General features: G+C 61.7%; 19 protein-coding genes and 2 rRNA genes. 7 read left to right on the top strand and 14 right to left on the bottom strand.

The window, feature by feature from the left end; all coding sequences use genetic code 11:
- The 3 genes from AD670_RS12515 to mrdA form a co-directional block, all read left to right on the top strand.
- A 23S ribosomal RNA gene (locus AD670_RS12515) occupies positions 1-212 on the top strand; the annotation flags it as partial.
- 157 nt (positions 213-369) lie between these two features.
- Positions 370-485, top strand: a 5S ribosomal RNA gene (gene rrf, locus AD670_RS12510).
- A 270-nt stretch (positions 486-755) separates the two neighbouring features.
- Entirely contained in the window at positions 756-2,648 is a 1,893-nt protein-coding gene (mrdA, locus tag AD670_RS12500) for a penicillin-binding protein 2 (protein WP_053132308.1), read from the top strand.
- Between the two features lies 1 nt (position 2,649).
- Here the strand turns inward: mrdA and AD670_RS12495 are convergent, their stop codons facing one another.
- Positions 2,650-3,051: a GFA family protein gene (locus AD670_RS12495; protein ID WP_053132306.1), complete on the bottom strand. Its 402-nt coding sequence runs from the start codon at positions 3,049-3,051 to the stop codon at positions 2,650-2,652.
- 99 nt (positions 3,052-3,150) lie between these two features.
- Here AD670_RS12495 and AD670_RS12490 point away from each other — a divergent pair, with 99 nt between their 5' ends.
- The gene (locus tag AD670_RS12490; RefSeq protein WP_053132304.1) at positions 3,151-3,618 is read left to right on the top strand and encodes an SRPBCC family protein; all 468 of its coding nucleotides are present in this window, start codon (positions 3,151-3,153) and stop codon (positions 3,616-3,618) included.
- Between the two features lie 82 nt (positions 3,619-3,700).
- On the opposite strand, the gene AD670_RS12485 is transcribed toward AD670_RS12490, so the two are convergent.
- A complete protein-coding gene (locus AD670_RS12485; protein WP_053132301.1) occupies positions 3,701-5,938 on the bottom strand; it encodes a TonB-dependent siderophore receptor in 2,238 nt (745 codons plus the stop codon).
- Between the two features lie 218 nt (positions 5,939-6,156).
- Between AD670_RS12485 and AD670_RS12480 the strand changes: the two genes are divergently transcribed.
- The 3 genes from AD670_RS12480 (at position 6,157) to AD670_RS12470 (ending at position 9,958) form a co-directional block, all read left to right on the top strand.
- A complete protein-coding gene (locus AD670_RS12480; protein WP_053132298.1) occupies positions 6,157-8,514 on the top strand; it encodes a DNA polymerase II in 2,358 nt (785 codons plus the stop codon).
- Between the two features lie 71 nt (positions 8,515-8,585).
- The gene (locus AD670_RS12475; protein WP_053132295.1) at positions 8,586-9,218 is read left to right on the top strand and encodes a glutathione S-transferase N-terminal domain-containing protein; all 633 of its coding nucleotides are present in this window, start codon (positions 8,586-8,588) and stop codon (positions 9,216-9,218) included.
- 164 nt (positions 9,219-9,382) lie between these two features.
- On the top strand, positions 9,383-9,958 hold the full coding sequence (locus tag AD670_RS12470) for a DUF4174 domain-containing protein (protein ID WP_053132293.1): 576 nt from the start codon (positions 9,383-9,385) through the stop codon (positions 9,956-9,958).
- A gap of 36 nt (positions 9,959-9,994) precedes the next feature.
- On the opposite strand, the gene AD670_RS12465 is transcribed toward AD670_RS12470, so the two are convergent.
- Genes AD670_RS12465 through AD670_RS12410 form a run of 12 tightly spaced genes read right to left on the bottom strand, consistent with a single transcriptional unit; the run spans position 9,995 to position 25,342 of the window.
- Positions 9,995-11,029 carry an acyltransferase family protein gene (locus AD670_RS12465; RefSeq protein WP_082340959.1) on the bottom strand — a complete coding sequence of 345 codons (1,035 nt, stop codon included), beginning with the start codon at positions 11,027-11,029 and terminating at the stop codon, positions 9,995-9,997.
- A 22-nt stretch (positions 11,030-11,051) separates the two neighbouring features.
- A complete protein-coding gene (locus tag AD670_RS12460; RefSeq protein WP_053132288.1) occupies positions 11,052-12,461 on the bottom strand; it encodes a lipid II flippase MurJ in 1,410 nt (469 codons plus the stop codon).
- Positions 12,461-13,888 (bottom strand): O-antigen ligase, encoded by a 1,428-nt coding sequence (locus AD670_RS12455; RefSeq protein WP_053132285.1) that lies wholly within the window; start codon positions 13,886-13,888, stop codon positions 12,461-12,463. Before AD670_RS12455 ends, AD670_RS12460 begins: the two co-directional genes overlap by 1 nt.
- A 2-nt stretch (positions 13,889-13,890) precedes the next feature.
- A complete protein-coding gene (locus AD670_RS12450; RefSeq protein WP_053132283.1) occupies positions 13,891-14,994 on the bottom strand; it encodes a glycosyltransferase family 1 protein in 1,104 nt (367 codons plus the stop codon).
- Complete coding sequence (locus AD670_RS12445) at positions 14,985-16,202, bottom strand: glycosyltransferase family 4 protein (RefSeq protein WP_053132281.1); 1,218 nt, start codon at positions 16,200-16,202, stop codon at positions 14,985-14,987. Before AD670_RS12445 ends, AD670_RS12450 begins: the two co-directional genes overlap by 10 nt.
- Before the next feature lie 8 nt (positions 16,203-16,210).
- Positions 16,211-17,539 carry a cellulase family glycosylhydrolase gene (locus AD670_RS12440; protein WP_053132279.1) on the bottom strand — a complete coding sequence of 443 codons (1,329 nt, stop codon included), beginning with the start codon at positions 17,537-17,539 and terminating at the stop codon, positions 16,211-16,213.
- Positions 17,529-18,719, bottom strand: coding sequence for a glycosyltransferase (locus AD670_RS12435; RefSeq protein ID WP_053132277.1), 1,191 nt, complete (start codon positions 18,717-18,719; stop codon positions 17,529-17,531). Before AD670_RS12435 ends, AD670_RS12440 begins: the two co-directional genes overlap by 11 nt.
- Entirely contained in the window at positions 18,719-20,710 is a 1,992-nt protein-coding gene (locus AD670_RS12430; RefSeq protein WP_053132275.1) for an exopolysaccharide transport family protein, read from the bottom strand. Before AD670_RS12430 ends, AD670_RS12435 begins: the two co-directional genes overlap by 1 nt.
- A gap of 13 nt (positions 20,711-20,723) precedes the next feature.
- The gene (locus tag AD670_RS12425; RefSeq protein ID WP_053132272.1) at positions 20,724-21,500 is read right to left on the bottom strand and encodes a polysaccharide biosynthesis/export family protein; all 777 of its coding nucleotides are present in this window, start codon (positions 21,498-21,500) and stop codon (positions 20,724-20,726) included.
- 29 nt (positions 21,501-21,529) lie between these two features.
- Positions 21,530-22,441 carry a glycosyltransferase family 2 protein gene (locus AD670_RS12420; protein ID WP_053132270.1) on the bottom strand — a complete coding sequence of 304 codons (912 nt, stop codon included), beginning with the start codon at positions 22,439-22,441 and terminating at the stop codon, positions 21,530-21,532.
- A 1-nt stretch (position 22,442) separates the two neighbouring features.
- Positions 22,443-23,903 carry a mannose-1-phosphate guanylyltransferase/mannose-6-phosphate isomerase gene (locus tag AD670_RS12415; RefSeq protein ID WP_053132268.1) on the bottom strand — a complete coding sequence of 487 codons (1,461 nt, stop codon included), beginning with the start codon at positions 23,901-23,903 and terminating at the stop codon, positions 22,443-22,445.
- Complete coding sequence (locus AD670_RS12410) at positions 23,903-25,342, bottom strand: undecaprenyl-phosphate glucose phosphotransferase (RefSeq protein ID WP_053132266.1); 1,440 nt, start codon at positions 25,340-25,342, stop codon at positions 23,903-23,905. The genes AD670_RS12415 and AD670_RS12410 overlap by 1 nt, the downstream gene beginning before the upstream one ends.
- Between the last annotated feature and the right edge of the window lie 274 nt (positions 25,343-25,616).

Below are 25,616 nucleotides of genomic sequence, written 5' to 3'. Positions count from 1 at the left end.
GGTTGTCACGCCAGTGGCATTGCCGGGTAGCTATGTTCGGAATAGATAACCGCTGAAAGCATCTAAGCGGGAAACTAGCCTCAAGATGAGATCTCACTGGGACCTTGAGTCCCCTGAAGGGCCGTCGAAGACTACGACGTTGATAGGTTGGGTGTGTAAGCGCTGTGAGGCGTTGAGCTAACCAATACTAATTGCCCGTGAGGCTTGACCATATAACACCCAAGCAATTTGACTACTCGAGAGAGCATCAGATTGCGGTGTGTGAAGACGCAATGAACCGAAAGTTCGATGCTCACAAAACACCGACAGCTGTCACATACCCAATTTGCTGAAGCGAGGCCAACTGGCCGCGACTCAGTACCCGAATTTCTTGACGACCATAGAGCATTGGAACCACCTGATCCCATCCCGAACTCAGTAGTGAAACGATGCATCGCCGATGGTAGTGTGGGGTTTCCCCATGTGAGAGTAGGTCATCGTCAAGATTAAATTCCGAAACCCCATTTGCGAAAGCAGATGGGGTTTTGTTTTGCGCGGTCGAAAAGTAAAAACACCGTTCTGAGTGAGCTTTCGAATACCCTCAAGGTAGGCCACCGTGGCACCGTAGCCATCGACATTGAGCTCACCTCAGAGTGCCGTTGGAGAATTCAATGCAAAGTGTTTCTGCATTTTTGCTATGGTGCAGCACATTTCCCAAGGACTGATCTTTCATCGCAGGATGCGGCGTCGACCTTCTTCAACGAGATGCTGTAGAAATGCCTGAACCTATACCGATTAAAGATCACGAAAAAGAGAACCGCCTCGTCAATAAGCGCCTGCTCGCTTGTGCGTTGCTGGTGATCGGCATTACATGTGCCCTGGTGGGGCGTATGTATTTCCTTCAAGTCGTCCAGTTCGACTACCACTCCACGATTTCTGAAAACAACCGCGTCCACGTGCTGCCCATCACGCCGACGCGCGGTCTTATCTATGACCGTAATGGCGTGGTCCTAGCCGATAACCGACCCAGCTACAATCTGACCATCACCCGCGAGCGCACCACTGACCTCAAGGGCGAACTCGACGCCATCGTCAACCTGCTGCATCTGCCTGCTGAAGACCGCGCACTGTTCGACAAGGCCCTGAAGCAGGCGCGCCACCCATTCGTCCCCGTAACGTTGTTCTACGAGTTGACCGAAGAACAAATTGCGTTGTTGGCGGTGAACGAGTTCCGCCTGCCAGGGGTAGACGTAGAACCGCAATTCGTCCGTCACTACCCCCTGGGTGCGCACTTTGCCCACTCCATCGGCTATGTAGGACGCATCAATGAGAAAGAATCCAAGGCCCTCGATTCGGTGGAGTACCGCGGCACACAATCTATCGGCAAGACCGGTATCGAGCGTTTCTACGAATCCGAACTGCATGGTCATGTGGGTTATGAAGAGGTCGAGACCAATGCCCAGGGCCGCGTACTTCGGGTGCTTAAACACACCGACCCAATCCCCGGGAAAAATATCGTCCTGAGCCTCGACATCAAACTCCAGGAAGCCGCGGAGGAAGCCTTGGGGGATCGCCGTGGTTCGGTCGTTGCCCTCGACCCGCAAACCGGTGAAGTGCTGGCCATGGTCAGCAAACCGAGTTTCGACCCGAACCTGTTTGTCACCGGTATCAGCTTCAAGGAATACGCCGCGCTGCATGATTCCATCGACCGGCCGCTGTTTAACCGGGTATTGCGCGGGCTGTACGCGCCAGGCTCAACGATCAAGCCAGAAGTGGCCATCGCCGGTCTGGACAGCGGTGTCGTCACGGCTCAAACGCGTGTATTCGACCCCGGTTACTATCAACTGCCCGACTTCGACCACAAATACCGCAACTGGAACCACAGTGGCGACGGCTGGGTGGACATGGACGCAGCCATCATGCGCTCCAACGACACCTACTTTTACGATCTGGCTCATAAACTCGGCATCGACCGGCTGCACGACTACCTGGCAGAATTCGGACTTGGCCAGAAAGTGTCGCTGGATATGTTTGAAGAGTCTGCGGGTTTGATGCCTTCCCAAGCGTGGAAGCGTGCCACCCGGCGTCAGCCTTGGTTCCCTGGTGAAACCGTGATCCTCGGCATCGGCCAAGGCTATATGCAGGTCACGCCGCTGCAGTTGGCCCAGGCCACTGCATTGATTGCCAACAAGGGGGTGTGGAACCGACCCCACTTGGCTAAAACCATTGATGGCGTGCCACCGGTTGATGAAAACCCAATGCCTAACGTCGTCCTTAAGGACCCGCGTGACTGGGAACAGGTCAACCACGGCATGCAACTGGTGATGCACGACCCGCGCGGTATTGCACGGGCTGCAGCGCAAGGCGCGCAATACCGTATCGCCGGCAAGAGTGGCACCGCCCAGGTGGTTGCGATCAAGCAGGGTGAGCGTTACAACCGTGAGAAGACCTTGGAGCGCCATCGCGACAACGCGTTGTTCGTCGGCTTTGCTCCCGCTGAACACCCGAAAATCGTGATTTCAGTGATGATCGAAAACGGTGAGGCCGGTGGTCGCGTCGCGGGACCGGTGGTGCGGCAAATCATGGATGCCTGGCTACTTGACCAGGAAGGCCACCTGAAGCCGCAATACGCCACGCCGGCTAAAGCGCCAGGTGACCCGCGCGTCTAAGTCATGCCTTCCATTCGTCCCAGTGCTCTATACCTTCATGGGCGAGCCAAGGCACATCATGGGCCGTCCAGATGTGCGAGGTGGGCCTGACGCCCGGATCATCATCCAGCGTCGCCACCCGCACAATCACATGGGGCTGATGCCCACGCTCTGCTATCAGGTGTGAGCCACAACGTGAGCAGAAATACCTGAGCTTGCCCGGCGAAGATTCAAAGGACGCCAGCAGCTCCTCCCCCCGCGTCCAGCGAAAATGTTCGCGCATCACTCCGGCGGTGGCCACAAACGCCGCCGCATGTATTTTACGGCAGCTCGCGCAGTGGCAGTGGCTGATGGGCATGTCCAGTTGGTCCACCTGATAGCGAACACCTTTGCAGAAGCAACTTCCATTCAATGGGTCAGTCATAAACGTATTGCCGGTTCAAGGACGGGGTCATCATGATTGCTTACAACCTGAGGTTGCGCATTGTTTGATGTCGCCTACTGTCAACGGAGGAGGTGACTTATGCACGTATTAGATCGCATCGAGCGCAAAGTTCTGCTCAACGCTTCACGTAAACAGGTCTGGGAAGCGCTCACCAATGCCGAGCAATTCGGTAACTGGTTTGGGGTCGCCCTCAAGGGCAAAACCTTTATGGCTGGGGAAACCATAGAGGCGCCGATTACCTACCCAGGTTACGAACACGTGATCTGGAAAGCCAAAATCGAACGCATCCTGCCGCAGACGCTGTTCTCTTTCTGGTGGCACCCCTTCGCGGTCGAAGAGGGCGTCGACTACGACAAGGAAACCCCGACACTGGTGGAGTTCACCATTGAGGATCGGGCGCCAGGCATTTTGCTCCGGGTGGTTGAATCCGGTTTCTACACGGTGCCAGAGAAGCGTAGGCAAAAAGCCTTCAAGATGAACGCCCGTGGCTGGGACGAGCAGATGGGCAATATCGAAAACTACCTGAGCAAAGCTCGTCGGGCGTAAACCGGATAACGGGCATCAGCACTGATGCCCGTCCTTGTCGTTCTCAGCTTTCATAAGTGATGCAGGGCAGTTGGCCTTACGGTTAGAAGTCGACCGTCGCCGACAACTTGGCCACGCGAGGATCCCCCTGGCTCAAGAACCCGCCCTGAGCCGACTCCCAGTACTTTTCGTTGGCAACGTTCTCCACAGTGGCGCCCAGCGTCACCTCACGCTGATCCAGCATGAAGGCGTAGCGAGCGCCTACATCGAAACGGTTCCAGGCTGGCAGGCTCAGGTTGTTGGCCGCATCCGCGTACTGGCCACCGGTGCGCAGCATGCGCCCGTTGAGGGTCACGCCTTGCAGGCCGGGCACGTCCCATTCCACGCCGGCGTTGAGCTGGAAGGAAGGTACACCGATGGCACGGTTGCCATCGTTGGTACCGTTCTGCGTGTCCTTGAGCTCGGTCTTCATCACCGTCGCACCACCCAGCAAACGCAGGCCGCTGACCGGTTCGCCGAAGACGTTCAGTTCGACGCCTTTATTGATCTGCTGACCTTCACGCACGTAGCGCGCGGTGGTGGCGTCGATGACTTCTGAATAGCCTGCGCCAGGCTGCTCGATACGGTAAACGCCTAACGTAGCGCCATAGGTGCCCATGTCCACCTTGACGCCCGCTTCGATCTGCTTGGAGCGCGCGGGTGCATAGGCCTGCCCGCCGCCGATGATAGTCCGGGTACCGGCCGTAAGCGGCGAAACCGGGCCCTGGGCCAAGCCTTCAATACGGTTGGCGTACACCGACACGTGTTCCCACGGCTTGAACACAACGCCGTAGACCGGCGTGGTGATCGATTCGTCATAGTTGGCGGTGCGTGTACCGCTCATGTAGTTGTAGCCTTGTACCACCATCTGCTGGCGTCGGGCGCCGACGGTCACCAACAGACGGTCATCGAAGAAACCCAAGGTGTCGGAGATGGCTGCGCTGCGCACGAATGTCTTGGCGGTAATGGTCGGGTCGCTGAAGTCCGTGCCGGGGGTGTTGCGTGGGTTATTCAGAGTCGGTGGTGCCCCGGTCACAGGGTTGTAGATATTGGTCGCACTCGGTGAGCCGTTGAAGACATAAGCGTTGCGCGCCTGGGTCCAAATGCCGGCGAGGCCGAAGTTGAGTCGGTGGCTGACGGGCCCGGTCTGGAATTTGCCATTCAGGCCGCTCATCAGACTGGAGTTGTCTTCTTCGTGCGCGATGGTCGAGCGGCTGGAGGTGGCATTACCGAGGTTATCGGTCAGGGTCACCGACGAATACTGGCCCATTTCACGACTGTGCTTGGCACCGGCTGCGGCATAGGCCGTCCAGTTTTCATTCAGGTCATATTCGGCGCGCAGCATGCCCAAGGTGTCTTCAAGGTTGGTACGGCTCCAGCTCGGCGCATAGTTCGTGTCGGCCGAAGGCGCATCCGGTACATGGGTGGCGGTCCCCACGAATACCGAATTGCGCCCGCCGTTGATACGCTGCTTTTGATAAACGAAATCACTCGATACGCGCAAAGCATCGCCGCGGTAATCCAGGCCGACCGCAAACAATTTCGAACGCTGGTTTTCATCATCAATGCCGGTATCACCTTCGCGCTGGGACAGGTTCACCCGAGCGCCAAACCGATTGTCTTCGCCGAACCGCTGGCCTATATCCAAGTGCTCGCCGACGCGGCCATCGCTGCTGATATCCGTGCTGAAGCGACGCAGCGGTACATCATCGGCGCGCTTGGGTTGCAGGTTCACGCCGCCGCCGATGCCAGAGCCGCCCGGTGTCACGCCGTTGATAAACGCGTTAGGCCCCTTGAACACTTCCACGCGTTCCAAGGCGTCAGTAGAGATGATCTGACGGGGTAGGATGCCGTACAAACCATTGTAGGAAATATCATCACCATTCAGCGGCAGACCACGGATCATGAAGGTCTGCGCCTGGTTCGCATACCCCGACGCCTGGCGCACTGACGAGTCATTGAGTAGCACATCACCGACGGTTTCGGCCTGTTGATCGCGGATCAGTTTTTCGGTGTAAGAGGCCATGCTGAAAGGCACGTCCATGATGTCCTGGTTGCCCAGTACACCCAATTGGCCGCCGCGTGCCACCTGGCCGCCGCTGTATACCGGGGGCAGGGCGTTCGGCGCGGGCGCGTCGGCGTTGATATTGGTGGCACCCAATTCCAGTGTGTTGCCGTCCTGACGGTTGTTCGCATCCTGCGCGGTGACGGGGGTTGCGGCATGAGCGGCAAGGCTCAGGGAGCAACAAAGGGCGAGCAGGGTCGGGCGAAACGGCACAGCGAATGAGGTACAGATGGGCATGGTCGATCCTGACGGCGAACCGTCAATGTGAGAAAGAGGGCAACAGGCGTTGCGCTTCCTCACTGCGCGAATACGACTCCGGCGCGGATGATAGTAATTATTATTAACGTCCTGCAACAAATTTATCAGATTGCGCCCGGCGAGCGCGTTTACCTGCCGCGTTGGCACGGATGCCGCGTAGAATCAACGCCTGAACGCTATTCCTGAGGTGCGGTACGGTGGATTTACAGCAGGGTTTTGTCCTGACCCGGCATTGGCGCGATACCCCGGCGGGCACGGAGGTCAGTTTCTGGCTGGCCACAGACCATGGCCCGCGGTTGATCCGCCTACCCGTGCAGACCTCGGTGATGTTCATTCCCGAGGCTCATCGCAAGCCGTTGGATTGGCTGCTCAAGGGCGAGCGCGATATCGAACTGCGCCCTCTGCAACTCTGCGATTTCCATCACCGCCCGGTCCTGGGCCTTTACACCCGCCAGCACCGCCAGGCGATGGACGTGGAAAAACGCCTGCGCGCCGCCGGTGTCGACGTCTACGAAGGCGATGTACGTCCGCCCGAACGCTATATGATGGAGCGCTTTATCACCGCCCCGGTCTGGTTCGGCGGTACGCCCGATGCCAGCGGTGTCCTGTGCGATGCGCAGATGAAACCCGCGCCCGACTACCGTCCGCCGCTCAAGCTGGTATCCCTGGACATCGAGACCACCGCCCAGGGCGACCTCTATTCCATCGCCCTCGACGGCTGCGGCGAGCGCCAGGTGTACATGCTCGGTCCGCCGAACAAAACCTGCACAGTGAACTTCAAGCTCGACTACTGCGACACCCGCGCCCAGCTGCTCGAATGCCTCAACCAATGGCTCGCCACCCATGACCCCGACGCAATCATCGGCTGGAATGTGGTGCAGTTCGACCTGCGCGTGCTCCACGAACATGCCCAACGCCTCAACGTGCCGTTGATGCTAGGCCGCGGCGACGAACCCATGGCCTGGCGCGAACATGGCAGTCGCAACCATTACTTCGCCGCAGCGGCTGGACGCCTGATCATCGATGGCATCGAGGCCCTGCGTTCGGCCACCTGGAGCTTCGAATCCTTCAGCCTGGAAAACGTCGCGCAAACCCTGCTCGGCGAAGGCAAGGACATCTCCACGCCGTACCAGCGCATGGACGAAATCAACCGCATGTTCGCCGAGGACAAGCCCGCCCTGGCGCGCTACAACCTCAAGGACTGCGAGCTGGTCACGCGAATCTTCGAGAAAACCGAGCTGCTCAAGTTCCTGCTCGAACGCGCCAGCGTCACCGGATTGCCGGCTGACCGCAACGGTGGCTCAGTGGCCGCATTCACCCATCTGTACATGCCGTTGATGCACCGCCAGGGCTTCGTCGCGCCGAACCTGGGCGACAAACCGCCTCAAGCCAGCCCCGGCGGATTTGTCATGGACTCGCGCCCCGGCCTCTACGAATCGGTGCTGGTGCTCGACTACAAAAGCCTTTATCCCTCGATCATCCGCAGCTTCCTGATCGACCCGGTGGGCCTGATCGAAGGCCTTAAGCACCCCGACGACAGCGACTCAGTGGAAGGCTTTCGCGGCGCGCGCTTCTCCCGCACCCGGCACTGCCTGCCCGCCATCGTCGCGCGTGTCTCCGAAGGTCGCGAAGAGGCCAAGCGAGAACACAACGCACCGCTTTCCCAGGCGCTGAAAATCATCATGAACGCCTTCTACGGCGTGCTTGGTTCCAGCGGTTGCCGCTTCTTCGATACACGGCTGGCTTCCTCGATCACGATGCGCGGCCACCAGATCATGCGCCAGACCCGCGAACTGGTTGAAGCCCAGGGCTATGAAGTGATCTACGGCGACACCGACTCCACCTTTGTCTGGCTCGGCAGCGCGCATTCCCAGGAAGACGCCAGCCGTATCGGCCAGGCGCTGGTCAAGCACGTCAACACGTGGTGGCGTGAACACCTGCACCGCGCGTTCGGCCTGCAAAGCGCCCTGGAGCTGCAATACGAAACCCACTTCAGCCGCTTCCTGATGCCGACCATTCGCGGCGCGGAGGAGGGCAGCAAAAAACGCTACGCCGGCCTGGTCACGCGTGCAGACGGCAGCGAAGAAATGATCTACAAGGGCCTGGAAACCGTGCGCAGCGACTGGTCGCCCCTGGCCCGCCGGTTCCAGCAGGAACTCTACCAGCGCATCTTCCACCGCCAGCCCCATCAGGACTACATACGCGACTACGTGCGCCGGACCTTGAGCGGCGAATTCGATGAGCTTTTGATCTACCGCAAACGCCTGCGCCGCCAACTGGACGACTACGAACGCAACGTGCCGCCCCATGTGCGCGCCGCGCGCCTGGCCGATGAGTACAACGACCGTCTGAACCGCCCGCGCCAGTACCAGCGCGGCGGCTGGATCAGCTATGTGATCAGCGTCAACGGCCCCGAACCCTTAGAAGTGCAGCAAGCCCCCATCGACTACGACCACTACGTCACCCGCCAATTACAGCCGGTGGCCGATGCGATCCTGCCGTTCGTGAACGATGACTTCAGCACCCTGGTCGGTGGGCAAATGGGCCTGTTCTAGAACGCTTGCTTCGCGGTGTCCAGGCGCTGCATTGTTGTCATCCGATGATGAACTTCCAGGAGGTCCGCCCCATGTACACGCTCTATGGCATCGACGAGTCCGGCTCTTGCATGATCGAAATCGCCCTGCAGCGCTGTGCGGTGCCGTGGCGACGGACGGATGCAGCCTCCTGGGCCGACGGCGAGGGCAGCGACGAACTGGCCCGTATCAACCCGCTCAAACAGGTGCCCACCCTGGTCACCCCTGATGGCCAGGTGCTGACCGAAAGCGCGGCCATCCTGATCCACCTCGGCCTGGAGTTTCCCGGCGCACACCTGCTGAGCGGCGATCGCGCCCAGATCATCAGGGGCCTGGTGTATATCGCTGCCAATTGCTACTCGGCAATTGGCATCATCGATTACCCGCAACGCTGGCTGGGCAACGCCGAGGAGGCCGTGCAGGCGCAACTGGTCACCGGAACGCGCCGCCATCTGCATCAGGCCTGGGTGGTGTTTGCCGAACAGTTTTCCGGCCAGTTGTTCGCGCCCAATGGCGCGCCGAATGCGCTGGGTATCATGGCGGCGGCGGTGTCGCGTTGGGATCAGGCGCGTGCGGCCTTGACGGCCCTGGCGCCAGGCTTTGCGCAGACCCTCGCGCAAGTGGATGCAGACCCCATCGTGGCGCCCGTATTTGCCCGGCATTGGCCGGACTGGGAGGCCTCTTAATGTTTCGGCAATCAAAGGAAACAATGCTGGATGTCGCCTTCAAGCCCTTGCGGAGCGGGCGTCCTGGCCTACGCTTTCTGAACGCAGTGTAGGAATCATCCTTGAATTTGACTGTCGCAGACATGAAACTCAAGAACCCTGCATGGAATTCAAAGGAGGTGCGCATGCTCATCCGGTCGCTGACCCTGGCTACCTTGATGGCTTTTACGGGGCCGCTGTTGGCTGCTGATGATATCAACCCGCTCAAGCAGGACCTGGGCAAAGCCCGGCCACTGGTGGTGGTGGAGCTTGATTCCGGCAACGACACACTGGCGACCCTCAAGAAACAACTGGACGAGCCTGCCACCAAGCAGTCCTTTGAAGAACGCAGCATGGTGTTCTACACCGTGAAGTTCGGCAGCATCGGTGCTGAAGGGGAGAAGTTCGCCAAAGACCCCAAGGACAACAAGAAGCTCACCCCACCTGAGACCAACGCGCTGATCCGTGCCCTCAAACTCGGCGCCGGCAGCGGCACCAAAGTGATCCTGGTGGGCAAGGATGGCGAGAAGAAAGTCGAGAAAACCGTACCGCCGGATACCCTCGATTTGAAGGAGTTTTTCAGCGCCATCGACCAGATGCCGATGGCCGAGAAAGAAGCCGCCGCTGCCGCGGAACCTGAACCCGTTGCACCGGCTCCGGCCAAGGGCGCCAAGCCTGCGAAACATGCCGGCAAGCCCGCTGCGCAACAACTGGATGACTGAAGCCAATACCCGGTAGGAGCACGCTCGCTCCTACCGTTATCTGGCAGCCTTGCGCACTGGAAATGGAAAGTAGAAAAACCGCAGGAACGCCACCCGCTTGATCACTTCCCCGATCAATAACGGCACCACCACTGCCACCACAAAACCGATACAGGCCGCGACAAACGCGTGCAGCCCCAGACGCTCCAACAGGTCAAACGTCTTGTGCTGGATCTCCCCGTGGAAGATCAGCAGGATCAGGGTCGACTGGCCGATGTAGGTCATGGCACGGGTGACCAACGCCGAGGCCATCAGCACCCGCGCCAATGCCCAGCACAGGTAAACCCCGATCACCGCCAACAGGCTGGTCCACAGCCAGTGGTCGTAGCGACGTTGCGCCAGGTCCATGGTATCGCCCCGGTAGAGGAACACCGCCGCGAACAGCGCCACCGACACCAGCAGTGTCAGCAGCGAGCCCGCATGGGTACGCAGCCAGTCCCGCAGCAGGTAGCCGTAGACGAAACACGCGCTGCTGATCAACGTGATATCCAGGCTGAACGGCAAGCCGGGCAGCACCCAGGTTTGCCCACCGACAGTCACCGGCAATTGCCAGAACCAAGGCAGCATCCAGATGCCGAGCAGCAGCGGAAGCAGCATCACTGCGCAACTCGCCGCCAGCGGCAGCCGCTGGATCAGCCGCAGCACCGCCCAACTGAACAGGATCGCCACCCAGAAGTGCGGTAAAAACCACAGCGCCTGCCACGGGATGGTGTCCACCGAGGCGTACAGCACGCCGCCGATATCCGGCAGCAGCGGTTGGCCGCGCAGCACGCCACGCACGATCACATACACCAGCATGGTGAAGAAGAACGGCTTGAGCAGGCCATCGGCCTTACGCACCGCCATCTCCACAAACGGCTGTTCAGGCTTGAAAAACACCCCCGACAAAAAGAAGAACAACGGCAGCACGAACGACGCCAGGATCGGGTACATCAAATCCGGGGACGTGGCGACAAACCAACTGTGGGCATACACGATCACCAGGATGCCGATGCCCTTGGCGATATCCATTTGAATCCAGCGATTTTTCACCTGAGTGCTCCCGATCGATCATTCATGCCCTGCGCCACGGCTTAAGCCACAGCCCCATCCCGAGCAGCACCACGGCGCCCGCCAGGGTGCTCAGCCCCAGTTGCAGCCACACGCCCTCAATACCAAACAGCATCAGCGCCGCGAGCCCCATCAGCAGCGCGCTGAGCAGCCAATGCCGGGCCCACGGCAGGGTGCCGATCAACGCCTGGCGCTGCATCAGCAACAGCGCGGTGCAGATCACGCCGGCCAGTGCGGCCAGGGGGATGCCGGCCAGGCCGAACACAAAGGGCAGGGCGGCCAACAGCACCACGTTGACCAGGCTGCCGAGCAACTCGCAGCGCAGCGGCTGGCGCGTATCGCCGGCGGCGTAGGCATAGCGCGCGAGCAAGGCGTTCCAGGCGCCGAACACCAACGGCACGGCAAACCAGGCCAGCAGCAGCGGCAACGGCGAATCCGCCGATTGCTTGGGCAGCAGCAACGCCACCAGGTTTGGAGCTGCCGCCACCAGGCCGACACCGGCGGGCAAGGTCAGCACGCTGGCGGTCTCCAGGCCGCGCTTGAGCAGGGCCAGGCGCTCATCGCCCTGGCGACGGCTCATCATGCCCAGCAGCACCTGGTTGAGGCTCATCAGCGCAATCAGCGGCAGGTTCATGAGCTTGCGTGCCAGGTTGACCCAGGTCACCGCGCCTTCGCCCAGCAGCGACGCCACCAGCCGCTCGATCAGCGCCAACCCTTGGCTGGCGCCATTGCTCAGCACCAGCGGACCGATGCGCTGGCCCAGCTCCCGCAGGGGCGCGAAGGTCAGCTGCCAGCGCCACGGCCGCCAGCCTTGGCGCCACACCGAGGGCAACAGCGCCAGCGGCATCAACAGGCTGCCGGCCAGGCAGGCCAGGGCCAGCGAGTGAGGTTGGGTGGCGGTGCCCGCGAGGGCGAGGTACGTCACCGGCGGCAGGTTGAACAGCAACGAGCCCAACCCTGCGAGGACAAAACGTTCGCTGGCCTGCAAGGGAATGCTGAACAGCGCATGCAGCATCAAGCCCGGAACACACCAGGCGACGATCTGCAGGTTGCTGCCGGCCAATGCCGTGGCGGTGTCGGCCAACCCTGGGCCGAGCACCTGCACCAGCCATGGCGCCAACAGCGTCAGCAGCAGGCTGATGACCAACGTGATCAGCAGCAACGCCGGGAACAGCACTGCCAGCCAGTCCAGGCGCTCGCCGTCCTTGCGTTGCAGGTACAGCGGCAGTGCGGCGGCACTCAGCAAACCGCCAGCCAATGACATGCGCAGTGCTTCCGGCAAAAACAGCGCGATCAGGAAGGCGTCACTGCGCTCTCCGGCCCCCCAGGCCGCCACCAGCAACCATTCACGGGCGAACCCCAGGCACAGGCCCAACAAGGTCGCCAGGGTCAGCCAGGCGGCAGAGCCGAGCATCAGGGCCGCGCCCCGTCAAACAAGGTTTTGCGGTAGGTCACGGTCTTCACCTGCGGCAGCCGTGCTGGAAACAACCGCCGCGCCTCCAGCACATTGATGCCCACCATCAGCCAGAACAACGCCACCATCACCACGGCAAAACTGAAGTAGTGGTCGAACAGGCCGCTCACCAGCGCCGCCAGAATCCCACCGGTGGTGCCCAGCCACAGGGCATTGTCCTTGGTCAGGCGGATCGGGCCTTTTTCCGGGCGCGCTTCACGCCACCAGCGCACGGTCACCGCCACAAAGAACAGCATGCCGACGATGCCGGTCTTGTAGATGAAGTTCAGCCACAGGTTGGAGATCCCCAGCAAGTGGGTGCCGGGCACCGGCGGGTCAACCTTGAAGCCGATGCCGAACGGATAAGACACCACCGCCTGCGGGAACATGCGGTACTCGTCGAACCGCACTTCGGTACTGGCATTGTTCGACGAGAAAATCGTCGCCAGGCGTTCCTGCAGCGGTGGATAGGCCATCACCAGCGCCACGGTCAACGCCGCACCGATCATCAGCAGGCGCCCGGTGTAGGGCACGCGACGCGTGGCCATCCACAGCAGCACCAACGCCAGGCTGACCATCGCGCCGCGGCTGCTGGCCAACAGCAACGCTGCCGCGCCCAGGCACGCCACGCCCAGCCCCAGTGCGCGCTTCCAGCCTTGCTCGGTCATGCCGAAACAGAAGGCCAGGGGCAACAGCAACGCCATGATCCCGCCGATGGCATTCGGGTGCATCCATGGCGAACCCATACGCGACGACATGGCCTCCAGTCCGAATTTCAACATGTCAAAGTTGCCGTAGTTAAACAGCGCCAGAATCGGCGCAATACCGGCCCCGGAGCGCGTGCGCACGAATACCGCGATCGACAGCACCAGCATCGCCAGGCTGCCCAGCAACAGGGCGATGACCAAGGATTCGCGGTGTTTGTGATCCACCAGCAATTTGGCGCAGAGGAACACTGATGACAGGCTCAGCAACCAGCGCAGCCAGTTGGCCACGCCACTGGTGTCGGCGTGGATGGTGACCTGGCCGACGATGAACGGGAACACGCTGAACAGCATCAGCCACACCAGCATCTGGTCGGTGGGGCGGCGGGTGAGGCTTGGCGTATCGGGCAGGCGCGCGAGGAAGTTGTGCCACAGCACCGCGCCCCAGGTCAGGGCCAGGATCGCTTCGCTCACGGTGCTGCGGATCCCCAGGTTGATGGTCGAGTACGGCATGAACGTGGCGATCAGGGCAAACAGCAACAGGCCCCAGAACGGAAAGCGCAGGATGGTCACCGCCCCGGCCAGGCCGACTACGGCGAGAAACGCCTTGGCCGGCGACAGCAGCAAGGCGATGGCGCCAAACAGCAGGCCGAAGAGGATGGCGACGAGGCTTGCCAGGTTCACTCTCACTTGAGTTCCTCGATCAGTTGGGCCAGGCGCTGGCGATAAGCGTGATGGTTGAAACGTTGCGCCCACAGGCGCCGTTGCTCGGCGGATTCTTCATCCGGTTGTGTGCCCAGGCTGACCATCAATTGCACCAGCGCCGGGCCATCGGTGGGCGAAAAGCGCGGTGCCGACGGCGGGGTGATTTCATCCAGCGAAGTGCCACTGGCCACCGCCACCGGCGTGCCCACGCTCAGGGCCTCGATTACCGGTAAACCAAAGCCTTCGGCATAGGACGGTTGCCACAGGCGTGACGCCTGACGATAGAGGGCGTGCAACTCGGCATCCGACACACCGCTCAAGGCACGAATCCCCGGCAGCGTGCGCTGGGCTTCGGGCAAATGATCCAGGCTGCCCACCAGCACCAACTCCGGCACGGCGGGAGATTGGCGCCGCGCCTGCTGCCAGGCGTCCACCAGAAACGGCACGTTCTTGCGCAGCTCTCGGGTGCCGACCAGCAGCCAATAGCGCTCGGGCAACTGACGTTTGCTCAGGTCGGCCGCCAGCTCGGCAAAGCCGTCGACCTGATTGGGCAACACGCGAATCTTGCCCGCTGCCTTGGGAAACAGCCGCGCGGTTTCATCGGCGCTGTACTGCGACGGCGTCCACACGCGGTCGGCGCTGTGCACCGCGTAGGCAATCGAGAGGCGATCACTGGTCTTGTAGATCAGTGCCTTCAAGCGGTTGGCGTGGTAGTTATTCAAGGTGATCTGGAACAGGTCATGCAGCAGCACCACCGTGCGCAAACCCTTCGGCTTGGGCGGCAACGGCAGGCCCATGTTGAAGGTGCTGATGTACAGGTCGATACGCTCCTCGCGCAGGGCCCGGGGCAGAAAACCTGCCTCAAAGCGCAGACGATTCTGCGGCTGATGCATGGCGGTCTTGGCACAGCCCCACGTCGGGCAGTGGGCCAGCAGGCGAGTCTCATCGCCCAGGGGCGCCACGGTAAACCGCTCAAGCTCGATGCCCGGCAAGGTGTACAGCGCACTCTCCAGCGCATACACCTGGCGACTGATGCCCGATTGCGGCGAGGTGCCGACGGTTCGGTAATCCAGGCCTACACGCATGCGGGCTCCTTCTGATTCAGCGGCACAAGCGTGGCGTACACCTGCTCCAGTTGGCTGGCGGCGACGCTCCAGTCATGGGCTCGGCGCACATAGGCACGTCCGGCCTCACCCATGGGAACAGCGGCTTCAGGACATTGCAGCAGGCGCACCACGGCATCGGCCAAGTCGTCGGCGCTCTGCCCGCCGAGGTAGTCCAGCCCTTCCACCAGGTCCAGCCCCGATACGCCTTGTTCGGTGCTGGCCAGCGGTAGACCGGCGGCCAGGGCTTCGAGCACCTTGAGTTTGGAGCCGCCGCCATGGCGCAACGGCGCCAGGAACACCGAACAGCTCGATTGCAGGTCCAGCAGGTTGGGCACGAAGCCTTGCCACTCGATACGCGGGTCTTTCCAACGTTCGCGCCAACTGCCAGGCATGCCGAAGCCGCATACGCTCATGCGTGCCTCCGGGCAGCGCGCCCAGACCTTGGGCAGGATTTCATCCAGGGCCCATTCGATGGCATCCACGTTCGGCGCGTATTCGTAGTTGCCAAGGAACAGCACGCGGTGTGTCGAGGGATCTGGATGGGCTGCGGCGAAGTGATCGCAGTCCACCCCATTGACCACCACCGGCACAGGTTTGCCGGCGATCTTTGCCAGGATGTGCGCATCGCTCTGGGTGACCGCCACCACCTGTGTGGCCTGGCGCATCACCCGGCGTTCCCAGCGGGCATAGCGCCATTGATCGTAGCGAATAAACGGCAGCGACCAACTCGGCAACCGGTCGTAGGTGGCCGCGCCCAGGGCCGACTCGACGTTGTGTTCGGTCAGCACGAACGGCTGGGACGTGCGCACCAGCGCATCTTCATAAGGCTGAAAACTGTAGCTGTGCTCGATCTGCACCACGTCCCACTGTTCACCCAGCAACCAATTGAAGGTCTCCTGCAACTCGCCCGACAGCCCATTCACACTGGCCAGCAGCGGGTAGGGTGCAAACAGCCCTGCCACCAGGGTCTTGAGGCTGCGCAGTGGGCGGCGCGGCAGGATGATCAACTGTTCGACAAACGCCTCCAGCACCTGGCGATCGCTGAGGGATACCGGGTGCTTGTCATGCAGCAGCAAGGTGATCCGATGCCCCCGCGCCGCCAGGCTGCGCAGCAGGTGGAACTGGCGCGTCTTGCCGCCGCTGGTCGCGGGCCAGGGCGAGTAGGGCAGGATCCATAAAATACGCATGGCGGGCCTCACTCCCATAACAGGATTTGCAAGTTCGTTTTGACCGGCACGGTCAGGCCGTTGGTGCCGCTGACCGGAGTTTGTGTGCTACGTAGCGGGTCGTACAGGGTGGCGCTGGCCAGGTTGGGCAAGTGGGCGCTGCCGCCCTCGGCCGACCAGAAGAACCATAGCTTGCGTCCGTCGGCGCGGGTCCAGCCGATGCTGAACAGGCCGTCTGGCAACTGGTCGGCGCTGGGCGGGTCGGCGGGGGTGAGCGTCGGGCCGCTGACGTCGAGGAAGTTTTTCAGCGCGGTGTAGACCGGCTTGGGGTTGGCGTCGATGTCGAGCAAACCGTAAGACTGGTCCCGCACACTGGCGCGCTGGTCGAGGTCGCTGAGGGTAAACAGGAAGATCTTGTCGTAATCCAGCGCACTCATCAGCGCCAGGCGGCGCACCACATAATCGGCCTGGGCCTGTGGGGTGATGATGTCCTGGGCGTCTTTAGGCCCGGTGTAGGTCGACCAGCCCCACTCGGTGCTCCACAGGGTCTGCACGCCACCGTTGCGCAGGGCCTGGTTGAGCGCAGTGGTCTTGGCGATAAAGTCCAGGTTGGCCGGGTCGTTACCTTCGGGCAATTGGGTGTAGGGGTGGTAGGAAATGATCGTATTCAGGCTGGCCACGCCCAGCGCGCCGAGGGCGTTGAACATGGTCTGGCCGTTGGGCATTTCACTGAAGAACGCCATGCCGGCGGCCACCACCGGTTTGCTCGGGCTCATGGCGCGCAACGCGGCGGCAGTGCTGGTCAGCAGCGCAGCATAGCCGGCCGGGTCGGCCACCGGGCGCCAGAAGCCCAGCAGGTTCGGTTCGTTCCACACCTGCCAGGCGTCGACGCTGGGGTAGCGCTGGGCGAGCAAGGCCATGCGGTTGGCGAACACGTTCGGGTCTTTCGGCGGGTACTGGTCCTGGTAGGGCGCACCCACCGGTGCGGAGGTGGCGAACGGCGCCGACCCCACCAGGTAGAACACTGACTTGAGCTGGTTGTCCTGCAGTTTGCCCACCAACTGATCCAGCGTCGCAACCTGGTACTGCCCTTGGACCGGCTCCAACTGATCCCAATGCAGGTCCAGGCGCACCCACTCCAGCCCCAACGCCTTGAGACGGTCGATCTGTTTCTGGTAACGCTCGGGGCTGAACCACAGGAACTGTGCGTTCACCCCCAGGAAGTCTTTCCACACCACAGTTTTGTTGCCCTTGAGCACATGGCTTTCGGCATCGGCCTGGCGTCCCCACAGAAACGCCGTCAGGCCCAGGGCAGCGACCACGATCAAGGTGGCGAAGTAGGTGCGTTTACGCGCCATGGCGGCTGTCCTCGATGGCTTGCTCAAACAACCCCTTGAACTTCTGCGCAGTCAACGGCCACAAGCGCTCGCGGCCGATTTCGCCGGCGCGTTCGGCCCAGTCCCGGGCCAGCAGCGGCGTGCGCGCCAGGCGCAGCAGTTGTTCGCTGAGGGCCTCCACATCACCCTCGGGGTAGATGGCACCGTTACCGCTGGCAACTTCCTCGGCAAAGGCGCGGGCGTCGGAGGTAATTGCCCCGCGTCCGCAGGCGGCAGCCCAGGACAGCGCACCACTGGTGCCGCGTTGGCGCCCGAGCAGGCCGAGTTTCTTCGATTCGCGGTAGGGCAGCACCATCACATGGTGGGCCTGGATGGTCTGGGCAATCTCATCGGCCGGCAGGTTCAGCCGCCAGTCGATGGCATCCGCCAGGCCGAGCTCGGCGATCTGGCTGTTCAACTGCTCCAGGTAGTTGCTGCCCGCGCCAAACGCCATTTCCGCGGCCGTACCACCGGCCAGGGTCAGGCGCACACGGTCACGCCATTCGGGCGCCTGCTTGAACACGGTTGCGAGGGCCTGCAACAGGTCTTCGATGCCTTTGCCCCGGTAGATAAACCCGAAGTACAGCAGGCGCAGGGTCTCCAGGGGCGGTAACGGCACCGATGGAATTGCCAGGTTGGCATGGTTGATCACCGCCACTTTACCCGCCGACAGTTGCATGCGTTGGCGCAGGCAATCGGCGCCCAGGCGGGTGAGGGTGATCAAACGGGTCAACCCGGCGGCGACCCGGCGCTCTTCACGCAAGGTCAGCGGGTCAGCCAACACCACCGCCGCCTGTGGCATCGGGCTGGGCAAGCGCTCCAGCAGGTTCAACGGGAATGGCAACCGCTCGCGCCGCCACACGATGCGTTCCGGATCATGCACCGTGGCGGTCAGGGGCAGTGCCGGGTAGGCCTTGCGTAACTCGCGCAGGGCCAGAAACTCCCCCAGCCGTCCGCCCCCCAGCTCGGCGTGGACCAGGTCCACGCTGTGCCAGTCGAACCCCGCGATGGCCTGCTTGATCGCCTCGCTATTGCCCGCCACACCGGCCAACGGCGTCAGCACCGTTACCTCCAGCTGTTCCAGCGCCGTGCGGAAATGGTTCGCGTAGTCGGCGATACCATTTTTTTCCGGCGGCAACGGGGCGAGCAGGGCGACACGCATCAGAACGCCCCCCGGTACTTGGCGATGGTTTTAAGCACCTTGGCCGGCACTTCGAATTTACGCCGGTTCATGATGATGCCGTCCACCTTGCCGAACGCGGTGTTGAGGATCGACAGCGCGTGCTCGACCACCGGCACCGTGCTCTTCTGTGCCTCCACCACCAGCGCAATCAGGTCGGCACGACGCAGGTTGATAAACGCATCGCGGTTATCCAGCAGTGCCGATGCGTCCAGCAACACCACTTCACCCGGCGCCGCAGGTGCAACCCCGCCGACGCGCACGCTGATGCCGTTTTCCTGCAACAACTGGCGCAGTTGTTCCACCACAAAGGTCACGCCCTCTCCATGGCGCGCCGAAGTCAGGCCAAGGGTCAGGCCCTGTTCGGCGATGCGGTCCAACTGCAGCAAACCGTACAGGCGATAGATGCTCGCATTGAACGCATTGGTGCTCTGGGCGGTGCTGGTGTCCAGCTCCGGCAGGGTGGTCCACAGCGGCAGGCCGAACTTGCGTTCCACCAGGCCACCATCGTGGATGCGCTGGTCGAGCAGGTAGCACAGGTAGATCACCAGCAGGCCGACGACGATCGCAAACGGGATCGCCAGCACCAGCATCACCAGGGTTTTCGGAAAGATCCGGCCGGGGTTCAGGGTGGCCTCTTCGATCACCGCGATATTGCTGATCTGGCTGCTGTCCAGCTCCCGATCGATGCGCGATTTTTCCAGGCTGTCCACGTACAGCGCGTAGTTGCGTTCGGCAGTGCCCAGCTCGCGGGCCAGGCGGGTCAGTTCCGGTTCAATCTCCAGCGCTTGCTTGCGTTGGTCTTCCAGGTTGGCCAGTTGCTTTTGCTGTTGAGTCAGTTGGGTACGCAGCGCCAGGTTGTTGCTCGACTCATCCAGCAGCACCCGCTGCAAGTGGATCTCCAGAGTGTTGGGGGCACGGTTTTCCGAACTTTGCACAGTGTTGCTTTCGCTCGCGACGTGCGCCTGCATTGCGCGGATCGATGCATCCAGGGCTTTGACCGGCGGCGCGTTATCCGTGTAGGTGCGCATCATGTCGGCCTTTTCCAGCAGCTTCTGGTTCAGCAGGCGCCGCAGGTCCTGCTGCTGCGGGTTGAGTGCGATCTGGCGCACCGTGGTGACTTCCTTGGGCTGGCTCTTGAGCTGGGTGCGAGTGCTCTGGATGGCGCTGTCGGAGGAAGCGATCAGGCGCGTGGTGTTGAACGTTTCGCCGCGCAGCACGTTGATGCGCTCGGACAAGTCTTCCAGGCGATCAGTGATGCTCGCCGCGCCGATCTGGTTCAGGTGCGTGAGGATCTGTTCCTTTAAGCCCTTGATCTCGGTGGCACTGGTGGAGACCTGCCCTTCATAGAAGGCGTACAGGCTTTTGCGCCCCAGAGCTTGAGTGCGTTCGTTGATATAGGTTTCAACCCAATCCTTGACCACCGCCTGGGCAATCTCCGGGTCGCCCCACGTAAAGCTGATGTCCATCACCGTGGAACCGGCGGCGTGGCTCACCTCAAAGTTTTTTTCCAGGCTGGCGGCCAGGCGTTCCACCGGCGTGGTTTTTTCCACCACGCCGACGGTTTCCAGGACCACCCGCAGGCCATCGAATATCGCGCCCACGCCTTCCTTGACGTAATGCTTGGCGGTTTTGACAAAGCCCTGGGGCGGCGGCGCGTTATTGATCACTTCCAGGTAGTGCTCGGCCACCGCGCGCACAATCGGGCGACCGGTCAGCAAGCGCTCTTCGTCGACAATCGGGTCGCGCTGGGTGCTGGGCATCACCAGCGCCTGGCGGTTGCTGATCTCGATAGGCAAGGTCGAATCACGTCCGGGCTTGACCAGCAGGCGCGCGGTGGATTCGTACTTGGCCGGCAGCAAAAACGCCCCCAGCAGGATGATCACCAGCGCCGCAATGGCGGCCAGTCTGAACTCGTGGCGGAAGATGAAGAACAGGCGTAGCAGATCACGAAAAGAACGGATCTCGATCATGGATGTCGCTCCTTTAGTTATTGCCGCCGCTGGTTCGGGTGTAGTTGTAGCCGACCCCAATGGACTTGGTGAACGGAATCAGTTGGTTCATGTAGGTATCCACGCCTTGGATGCGCTCGCCCACATTGGACTTGGGCACGAACACCACGTCGCCGCGTTGCAGGTGCACCGGTTTGCGTCCGTTGGCGCCGGTCTTGAGGAGCTGGCTGAAGTCCAGGAAGTAGGCGCGGTAGGCGCCCTGGGCATCTTCGCGCAGCAGCGCGACCATGCTCGCGTTGCCCGCCGGACTGACTCCGCCGGCACCGAGAATCGCCTGTTCCAGGGTATTGGCCGTGGCGATCTGCACCGCCGTCGGGTTATTCACCGCGCCGCCGACGATCACCGAGTTACCCGGCGCCTGGTTGATGTTCACCGTGACCCGGGGCTCTCGGTAGGTCTGCGCAAGCTCGTGGGTCAGTTGGTTGGCCAGCTCCGATGGTTGGCGCCCGGCAACCTGGATCGGCCCCAGGAACGGGTAGTTGATCTTGCCGTCGGTCTGCACGGTGTACAGCGTCAACTCGTAGATGGTGCTGACGTTGAACGCCGACAGCGTCGGCATCTCGCCGGCATCCCGGACGATGCGCAGTTGGTCGCCGACACGGATGCGTTCCACCGCCGGTGGCAACTGGGCCAGTTGGTCGAGGGCGCGCTTGCCTTCCTCCACTGTCTGGCTGTCCGGCGGCACGATGCGCGCCGGGGTATTGCAGGCGGCCAGGGCCATCATGGCCAGGACGAGCATGCTTCGTTTCATCAAGGGGGACTTCCTGTGGGTCATGATGCTCACCTCCAATAACCGGGAAACATGCTGATGCGTCGCTTGAGGGCGAGGGGCAGGCGACGTTCAAGATGGCCCAGGCGATAACCCAGCAATTTGAACGCACTGCGCACCAGCACCTCGGGCACGCGGTGCAAGGCGCCGGCTTTGCGCAAGGCCGCGAGTTCGGCCAGCACATAGCGTTTGCCCTCGCCACCCGCGTCGCCAAAGGCCTGCTTGATCCACGGCTCGCGGCCGTAGAACACGCCGATATCGAAGTAGCGGTGAAACTCGTCCATGAGTTTGTAATCGTGGGAGTGATGCACCAGCGCGGTGGCGGCGTAGCGCACCTTGTAGCCTTCCAGCAGCATGCGTGCGGCGACGTAGGCGTCTTCGCTGCCAATCACGTCGGCGGGGAAACCACCCACCGCCTGCAGCACGCTGCGCCGGTAGACCGAAAACGAGTCCGAGCTGAAACAGGTCTTGATCCCCAGCGTGGGCGCGTCGGCCAGGCTTTTGCTGCGGCTGTGTTCCGGGTAATTGAAGTGCCGCGACTGCGCGCCCAACACGCCGGCATCGGGGTGGGGCAATTGCCGTCCATAGGCCACGCCGTTGAGCGGGTCCTGCTGCAATTCGTCGAGCAGGTTGGCGAAGGTCTCGGGCGTCGCCGGGATGGCGTCCTGGGTCATGACGATCAGCGCCTCGCCACCCACCTGCTCACTGGCCCAGCGGCGGGTGCCGCCGTGATTGAAGTCACGGGCGTCGATCACTTCGACCCGCGCGCCGAACTCGCGAAAGCGCGCCACGGTGTCATCGCTGGAAGCGCTGTCGACCACCAGCGTCTCGTCAGGTTGCAGGGTTTGCATCTTCAGCGCCGGCAGCAGGCGTGCCAGATGGCTGGAGGCGTTGCGGGTGGGGATGATCAGTGAAGTGCGCATATCATTTTTTCACTTCGGCAGGCGCGCGGCCGTAGATGTCGTCGAAGCGCACGATGTCGTCTTCGCCCAGGTACTCGCCGCTCTGCACCTCGATCATCACCAGATCGATGATGCCGGGGTTGGTCAGCCGGTGTTTGTGCCCGGCCGGAATGTAGGTGGACTCGTTGGCGTTGATCAGGAACTCGCGCTCGCCGTTGGTGATCTGCGCCGCGCCGCTGACCACCACCCAGTGTTCGCTGCGGTGGTGATGCATCTGCAGCGACAGCGAGGCCTGGGGCTTGACCACGATGCGCTTGATCTTGAAGCGGCTGCTTTCCTCCAGCACGGTATAGGTGCCCCACGGCCGGGTGACGGTGCGGTGCAGGCTGTACGCCGGATGGTTCTGACGCTTGAGCTCGGCGACGATGTAGCGCACGTCCTGGCTGCGGTGGGCGTCGGCAATCAGCAGTGCGTCGGGGGTGTCGACGATGATCAGGTCGCGCACCCCCACGGCGCCCAACACGCGCTTGGGCGAGTCGATGTAGCAGTTGTGCACGTCATGCAAAATCGCTTCGCCATTGACCTGGTTGCCATGGGCATCGCTGGGGGTGAGCTGGCGCAGCGCTTCCCAGGAACCGATGTCGCTCCAGCCAATGTCACAGGGCACTACGGCGACTTGCTGGGACTTTTCCATCAAGGCCACGTCGATGGAAATATCCGGTGCGCTGCCGAACGCATCCGCATCCAGTTCACGTTGGCGCGAGGTTTTGTTTTGCAGGCTCTGGCTGTGTTCCAGCGCGGCGCGGGCGGCCTCCAGCACGGCGGGGGCATGGGTGGCCAGTTCGTCCACCAGGGTGCTGGCCTTGAAGCAGAACATGCCGGCGTTCCACAGGTGCTTGCCACCGTCCAGGTAGGCCTGGGCGGTGGCCAGGTCGGGTTTCTCGACGAAGCGTTTGACTCGGTAGCCGTGGCTCAGCGGCTCGCCTTGTTCGATATAGCCAAAGCCGGTTTCCGGGTGGTCGGGCTGGATGCCGAAGGTCACCAGGTAGCCTGCTTCGGCCAGGTCACGGGCCTGGGTCACGGCCTCGGCGAACGCGACTTCATTGAGGATCAGATGGTCGGCGGGCATCACCAGCAACTGCGCGTCGCCGCCGAAGTGCTCCTGCACATGCAGGGCCGCCACGGCAATGGCCGCTGCAGTGTTGCGGCCGAATGGCTCCAGCAGCAGGTCCAGGGGCAGATGGGCCTTGTTGACCACGCGGTAGTCATCCAGGGTACGGAACAGCAGATCGCGGTTGGTCACCGTCAACACGCTTTCCACGCCGGGCAGTTTGGCGGCGCGCTGAAAGGTTTTTTGCAGCAGGCTCTGGCCATCGCGCATGCGCATGAAGGGCTTGGGCATGTTCTGCCGCGACACCGGCCACAGTCGGGTGCCCGAACCACCGGAAACGATGCAGGGAATTAATCCGTTGAGGGTATTCATCAATAGACTTCCTTGGTGGAAAGGACGGCCGGGACCGTCATGAAAACGATGTACAGGTCAAACCACACCGACCACTTGGAGATGTACTCCAGGTCGTACTCGACACGTTTCTGGATCTTGAACAGGGTGTCGGTCTCACCCCGGTAACCGTTGATTTGCGCCCAGCCGGTGATGCCCGGCTTCACACGGTGGCGCGAGCTGTATTCGCTCACGGCCACTTCGAAGGGAACGCCGGCGGCCTTGGTCGCCGTGGCATGGGGGCGCGGGCCGACCATCGACATGTTGCCCAGCAGCACGTTGAACAACTGCGGCAGCTCGTCGATGCTGGTCTTGCGGATGATGCGGCCCACCCGAGTGATGCGCGGATCGGCGCGGGTGGTCTGGCGTTCGGCGGTGAAGTCGCTCTGGTCGGTGTACATCGAGCGGAACTTGAACACGCGGATCTCGTTGTCGTTGTAGCCAAAGCGGTTCTGGCGAAACAGTACCGGCCCTTTGGAATCGAGCTTGATCGCAATCGCCGTCGCCACCATCACCGGCGACAACGCCACCAGCGCCAGACTGGCCAGCAGCACATCCTCACAGCGTTTGATCACCGGCGACCAGCCGCGCAGTGGTAATTGCGAGGTGTTGAACATCAGGATGCCGCCCACGTCACTGATGCGGCTATGGCCGTAGCGCAGGGCGGCCATGTCGGGCACCAGCATGACGTTTACCGACATCTGCCGCAGGCGGTTGACCAGCCCATGGATGCGCTGCTCGGCGGCCCATGGCAGGCAGATCATCACTTGGTTGACCTGCTCGGCGCGGATGAGCTTTTCCAGGTCGCGGGTGTTGCCCAGCAAGGGCAGGTTGCTCAATTCCTTGGGAATCCGCTCGGTACGATCGTCGATAAAGCCGATCAGGCCAGAGCGGATATCACCGTTGCGTTGCAGGTGATCGGCGACGTGCACAGCGGTGTCGGTAAAGCCCAGGATCACAGTGCGCTGCAGGTATTTGCCCTTGCGCATCAGGCTGCGGTACAGGCGCAGCATCATCATGCGTTCCAGGCAGAACAGACAGAGGCTGGCGATGTACCACGCCACCAGGTTGCGTGGGGTCAACTGCGGGAAAAATTGCAGGATCTGGTACATGAACAGCAGGATGCAAAATGCCGCCGACCACGCCTTGATCTTGGTTTTCAGGCGCAGACGGTTGCTGAACAATTCTTCGGAATAGATGCCCAGGGCCTGGAACAGAATGATCGTCAGGACCGCGAAAAATACCAGCAGGCCGAGGAAGTGCCCGCGCAGTTCAGGGTCCATCGGGTCGATGAACATCACCAGGATCAGCGGGGGCAAAATGGCACTCAGGCCATGTATGAACTTGACGAAAACAACAAAGAACTCAACAAAACCGGCGCGCGTTAAAAACAGGCTGTCGACGGACGACTTCTCTCGCATAAAACATCCCTCATTGCACGCCAGAGCTATTGTTTGGATGTTTGTTCAATAAAGCAGCGAACTGCTTTAGAGGGCACTTCCAACTACGGCTACTCTGGGTAATACGCAACTATCAATTCAAATGCAGCTATCCATTTGAAGGGAATTTGCGGGGGTAGTGACTACAGGAGTGTTCCCTTAATCAATTTGTCAATGAATTGACGATGGTGCGGAGGTAGCAGGGCAGACAGGTTTATCAGTGTTTTGTTCGGCATTTTATTGACATTCCTTGTCC

It is taken from the genome of Pseudomonas sp. MIACH (assembly GCF_001269925.1).
Taxonomy (GTDB): Bacteria; Pseudomonadota; Gammaproteobacteria; order Pseudomonadales; family Pseudomonadaceae; genus Aquipseudomonas.
This window is presented reverse-complemented; position numbering and strand designations above follow the sequence as displayed.

Coding starts and splice junctions, on each gene's coding strand:
- AD670_RS12425 (WP_053132272.1), bottom strand. CDS start 21,500: ATGAAACGAAGCATGCTCGTCCTGGCCATGATGGCCCTGGCCGCCTGC.
- mrdA (WP_053132308.1), top strand. CDS start 756: ATGCCTGAACCTATACCGATTAAAGATCACGAAAAAGAGAACCGCCTC.
- AD670_RS12415 (WP_053132268.1), bottom strand. CDS start 23,903: ATGAATACCCTCAACGGATTAATTCCCTGCATCGTTTCCGGTGGTTCG.
- AD670_RS12450 (WP_053132283.1), bottom strand. CDS start 14,994: ATGCGTGTAGGCCTGGATTACCGAACCGTCGGCACCTCGCCGCAATCG.
- AD670_RS12485 (WP_053132301.1), bottom strand. CDS start 5,938: ATGCCCATCTGTACCTCATTCGCTGTGCCGTTTCGCCCGACCCTGCTC.
- AD670_RS12470 (WP_053132293.1), top strand. CDS start 9,383: ATGCTCATCCGGTCGCTGACCCTGGCTACCTTGATGGCTTTTACGGGG.
- AD670_RS12410 (WP_053132266.1), bottom strand. CDS start 25,342: ATGCGAGAGAAGTCGTCCGTCGACAGCCTGTTTTTAACGCGCGCCGGT.
- AD670_RS12440 (WP_053132279.1), bottom strand. CDS start 17,539: ATGGCGCGTAAACGCACCTACTTCGCCACCTTGATCGTGGTCGCTGCC.
- AD670_RS12445 (WP_053132281.1), bottom strand. CDS start 16,202: ATGCGTATTTTATGGATCCTGCCCTACTCGCCCTGGCCCGCGACCAGC.
- AD670_RS12430 (WP_053132275.1), bottom strand. CDS start 20,710: ATGATCGAGATCCGTTCTTTTCGTGATCTGCTACGCCTGTTCTTCATC.
- AD670_RS12495 (WP_053132306.1), bottom strand. CDS start 3,051: ATGACTGACCCATTGAATGGAAGTTGCTTCTGCAAAGGTGTTCGCTAT.
- AD670_RS12475 (WP_053132295.1), top strand. CDS start 8,586: ATGTACACGCTCTATGGCATCGACGAGTCCGGCTCTTGCATGATCGAA.
- AD670_RS12435 (WP_053132277.1), bottom strand. CDS start 18,719: ATGCGTGTCGCCCTGCTCGCCCCGTTGCCGCCGGAAAAAAATGGTATC.
- AD670_RS12420 (WP_053132270.1), bottom strand. CDS start 22,441: ATGCGCACTTCACTGATCATCCCCACCCGCAACGCCTCCAGCCATCTG.
- AD670_RS12490 (WP_053132304.1), top strand. CDS start 3,151: ATGCACGTATTAGATCGCATCGAGCGCAAAGTTCTGCTCAACGCTTCA.
- AD670_RS12460 (WP_053132288.1), bottom strand. CDS start 12,461: ATGCTCGGCTCTGCCGCCTGGCTGACCCTGGCGACCTTGTTGGGCCTG.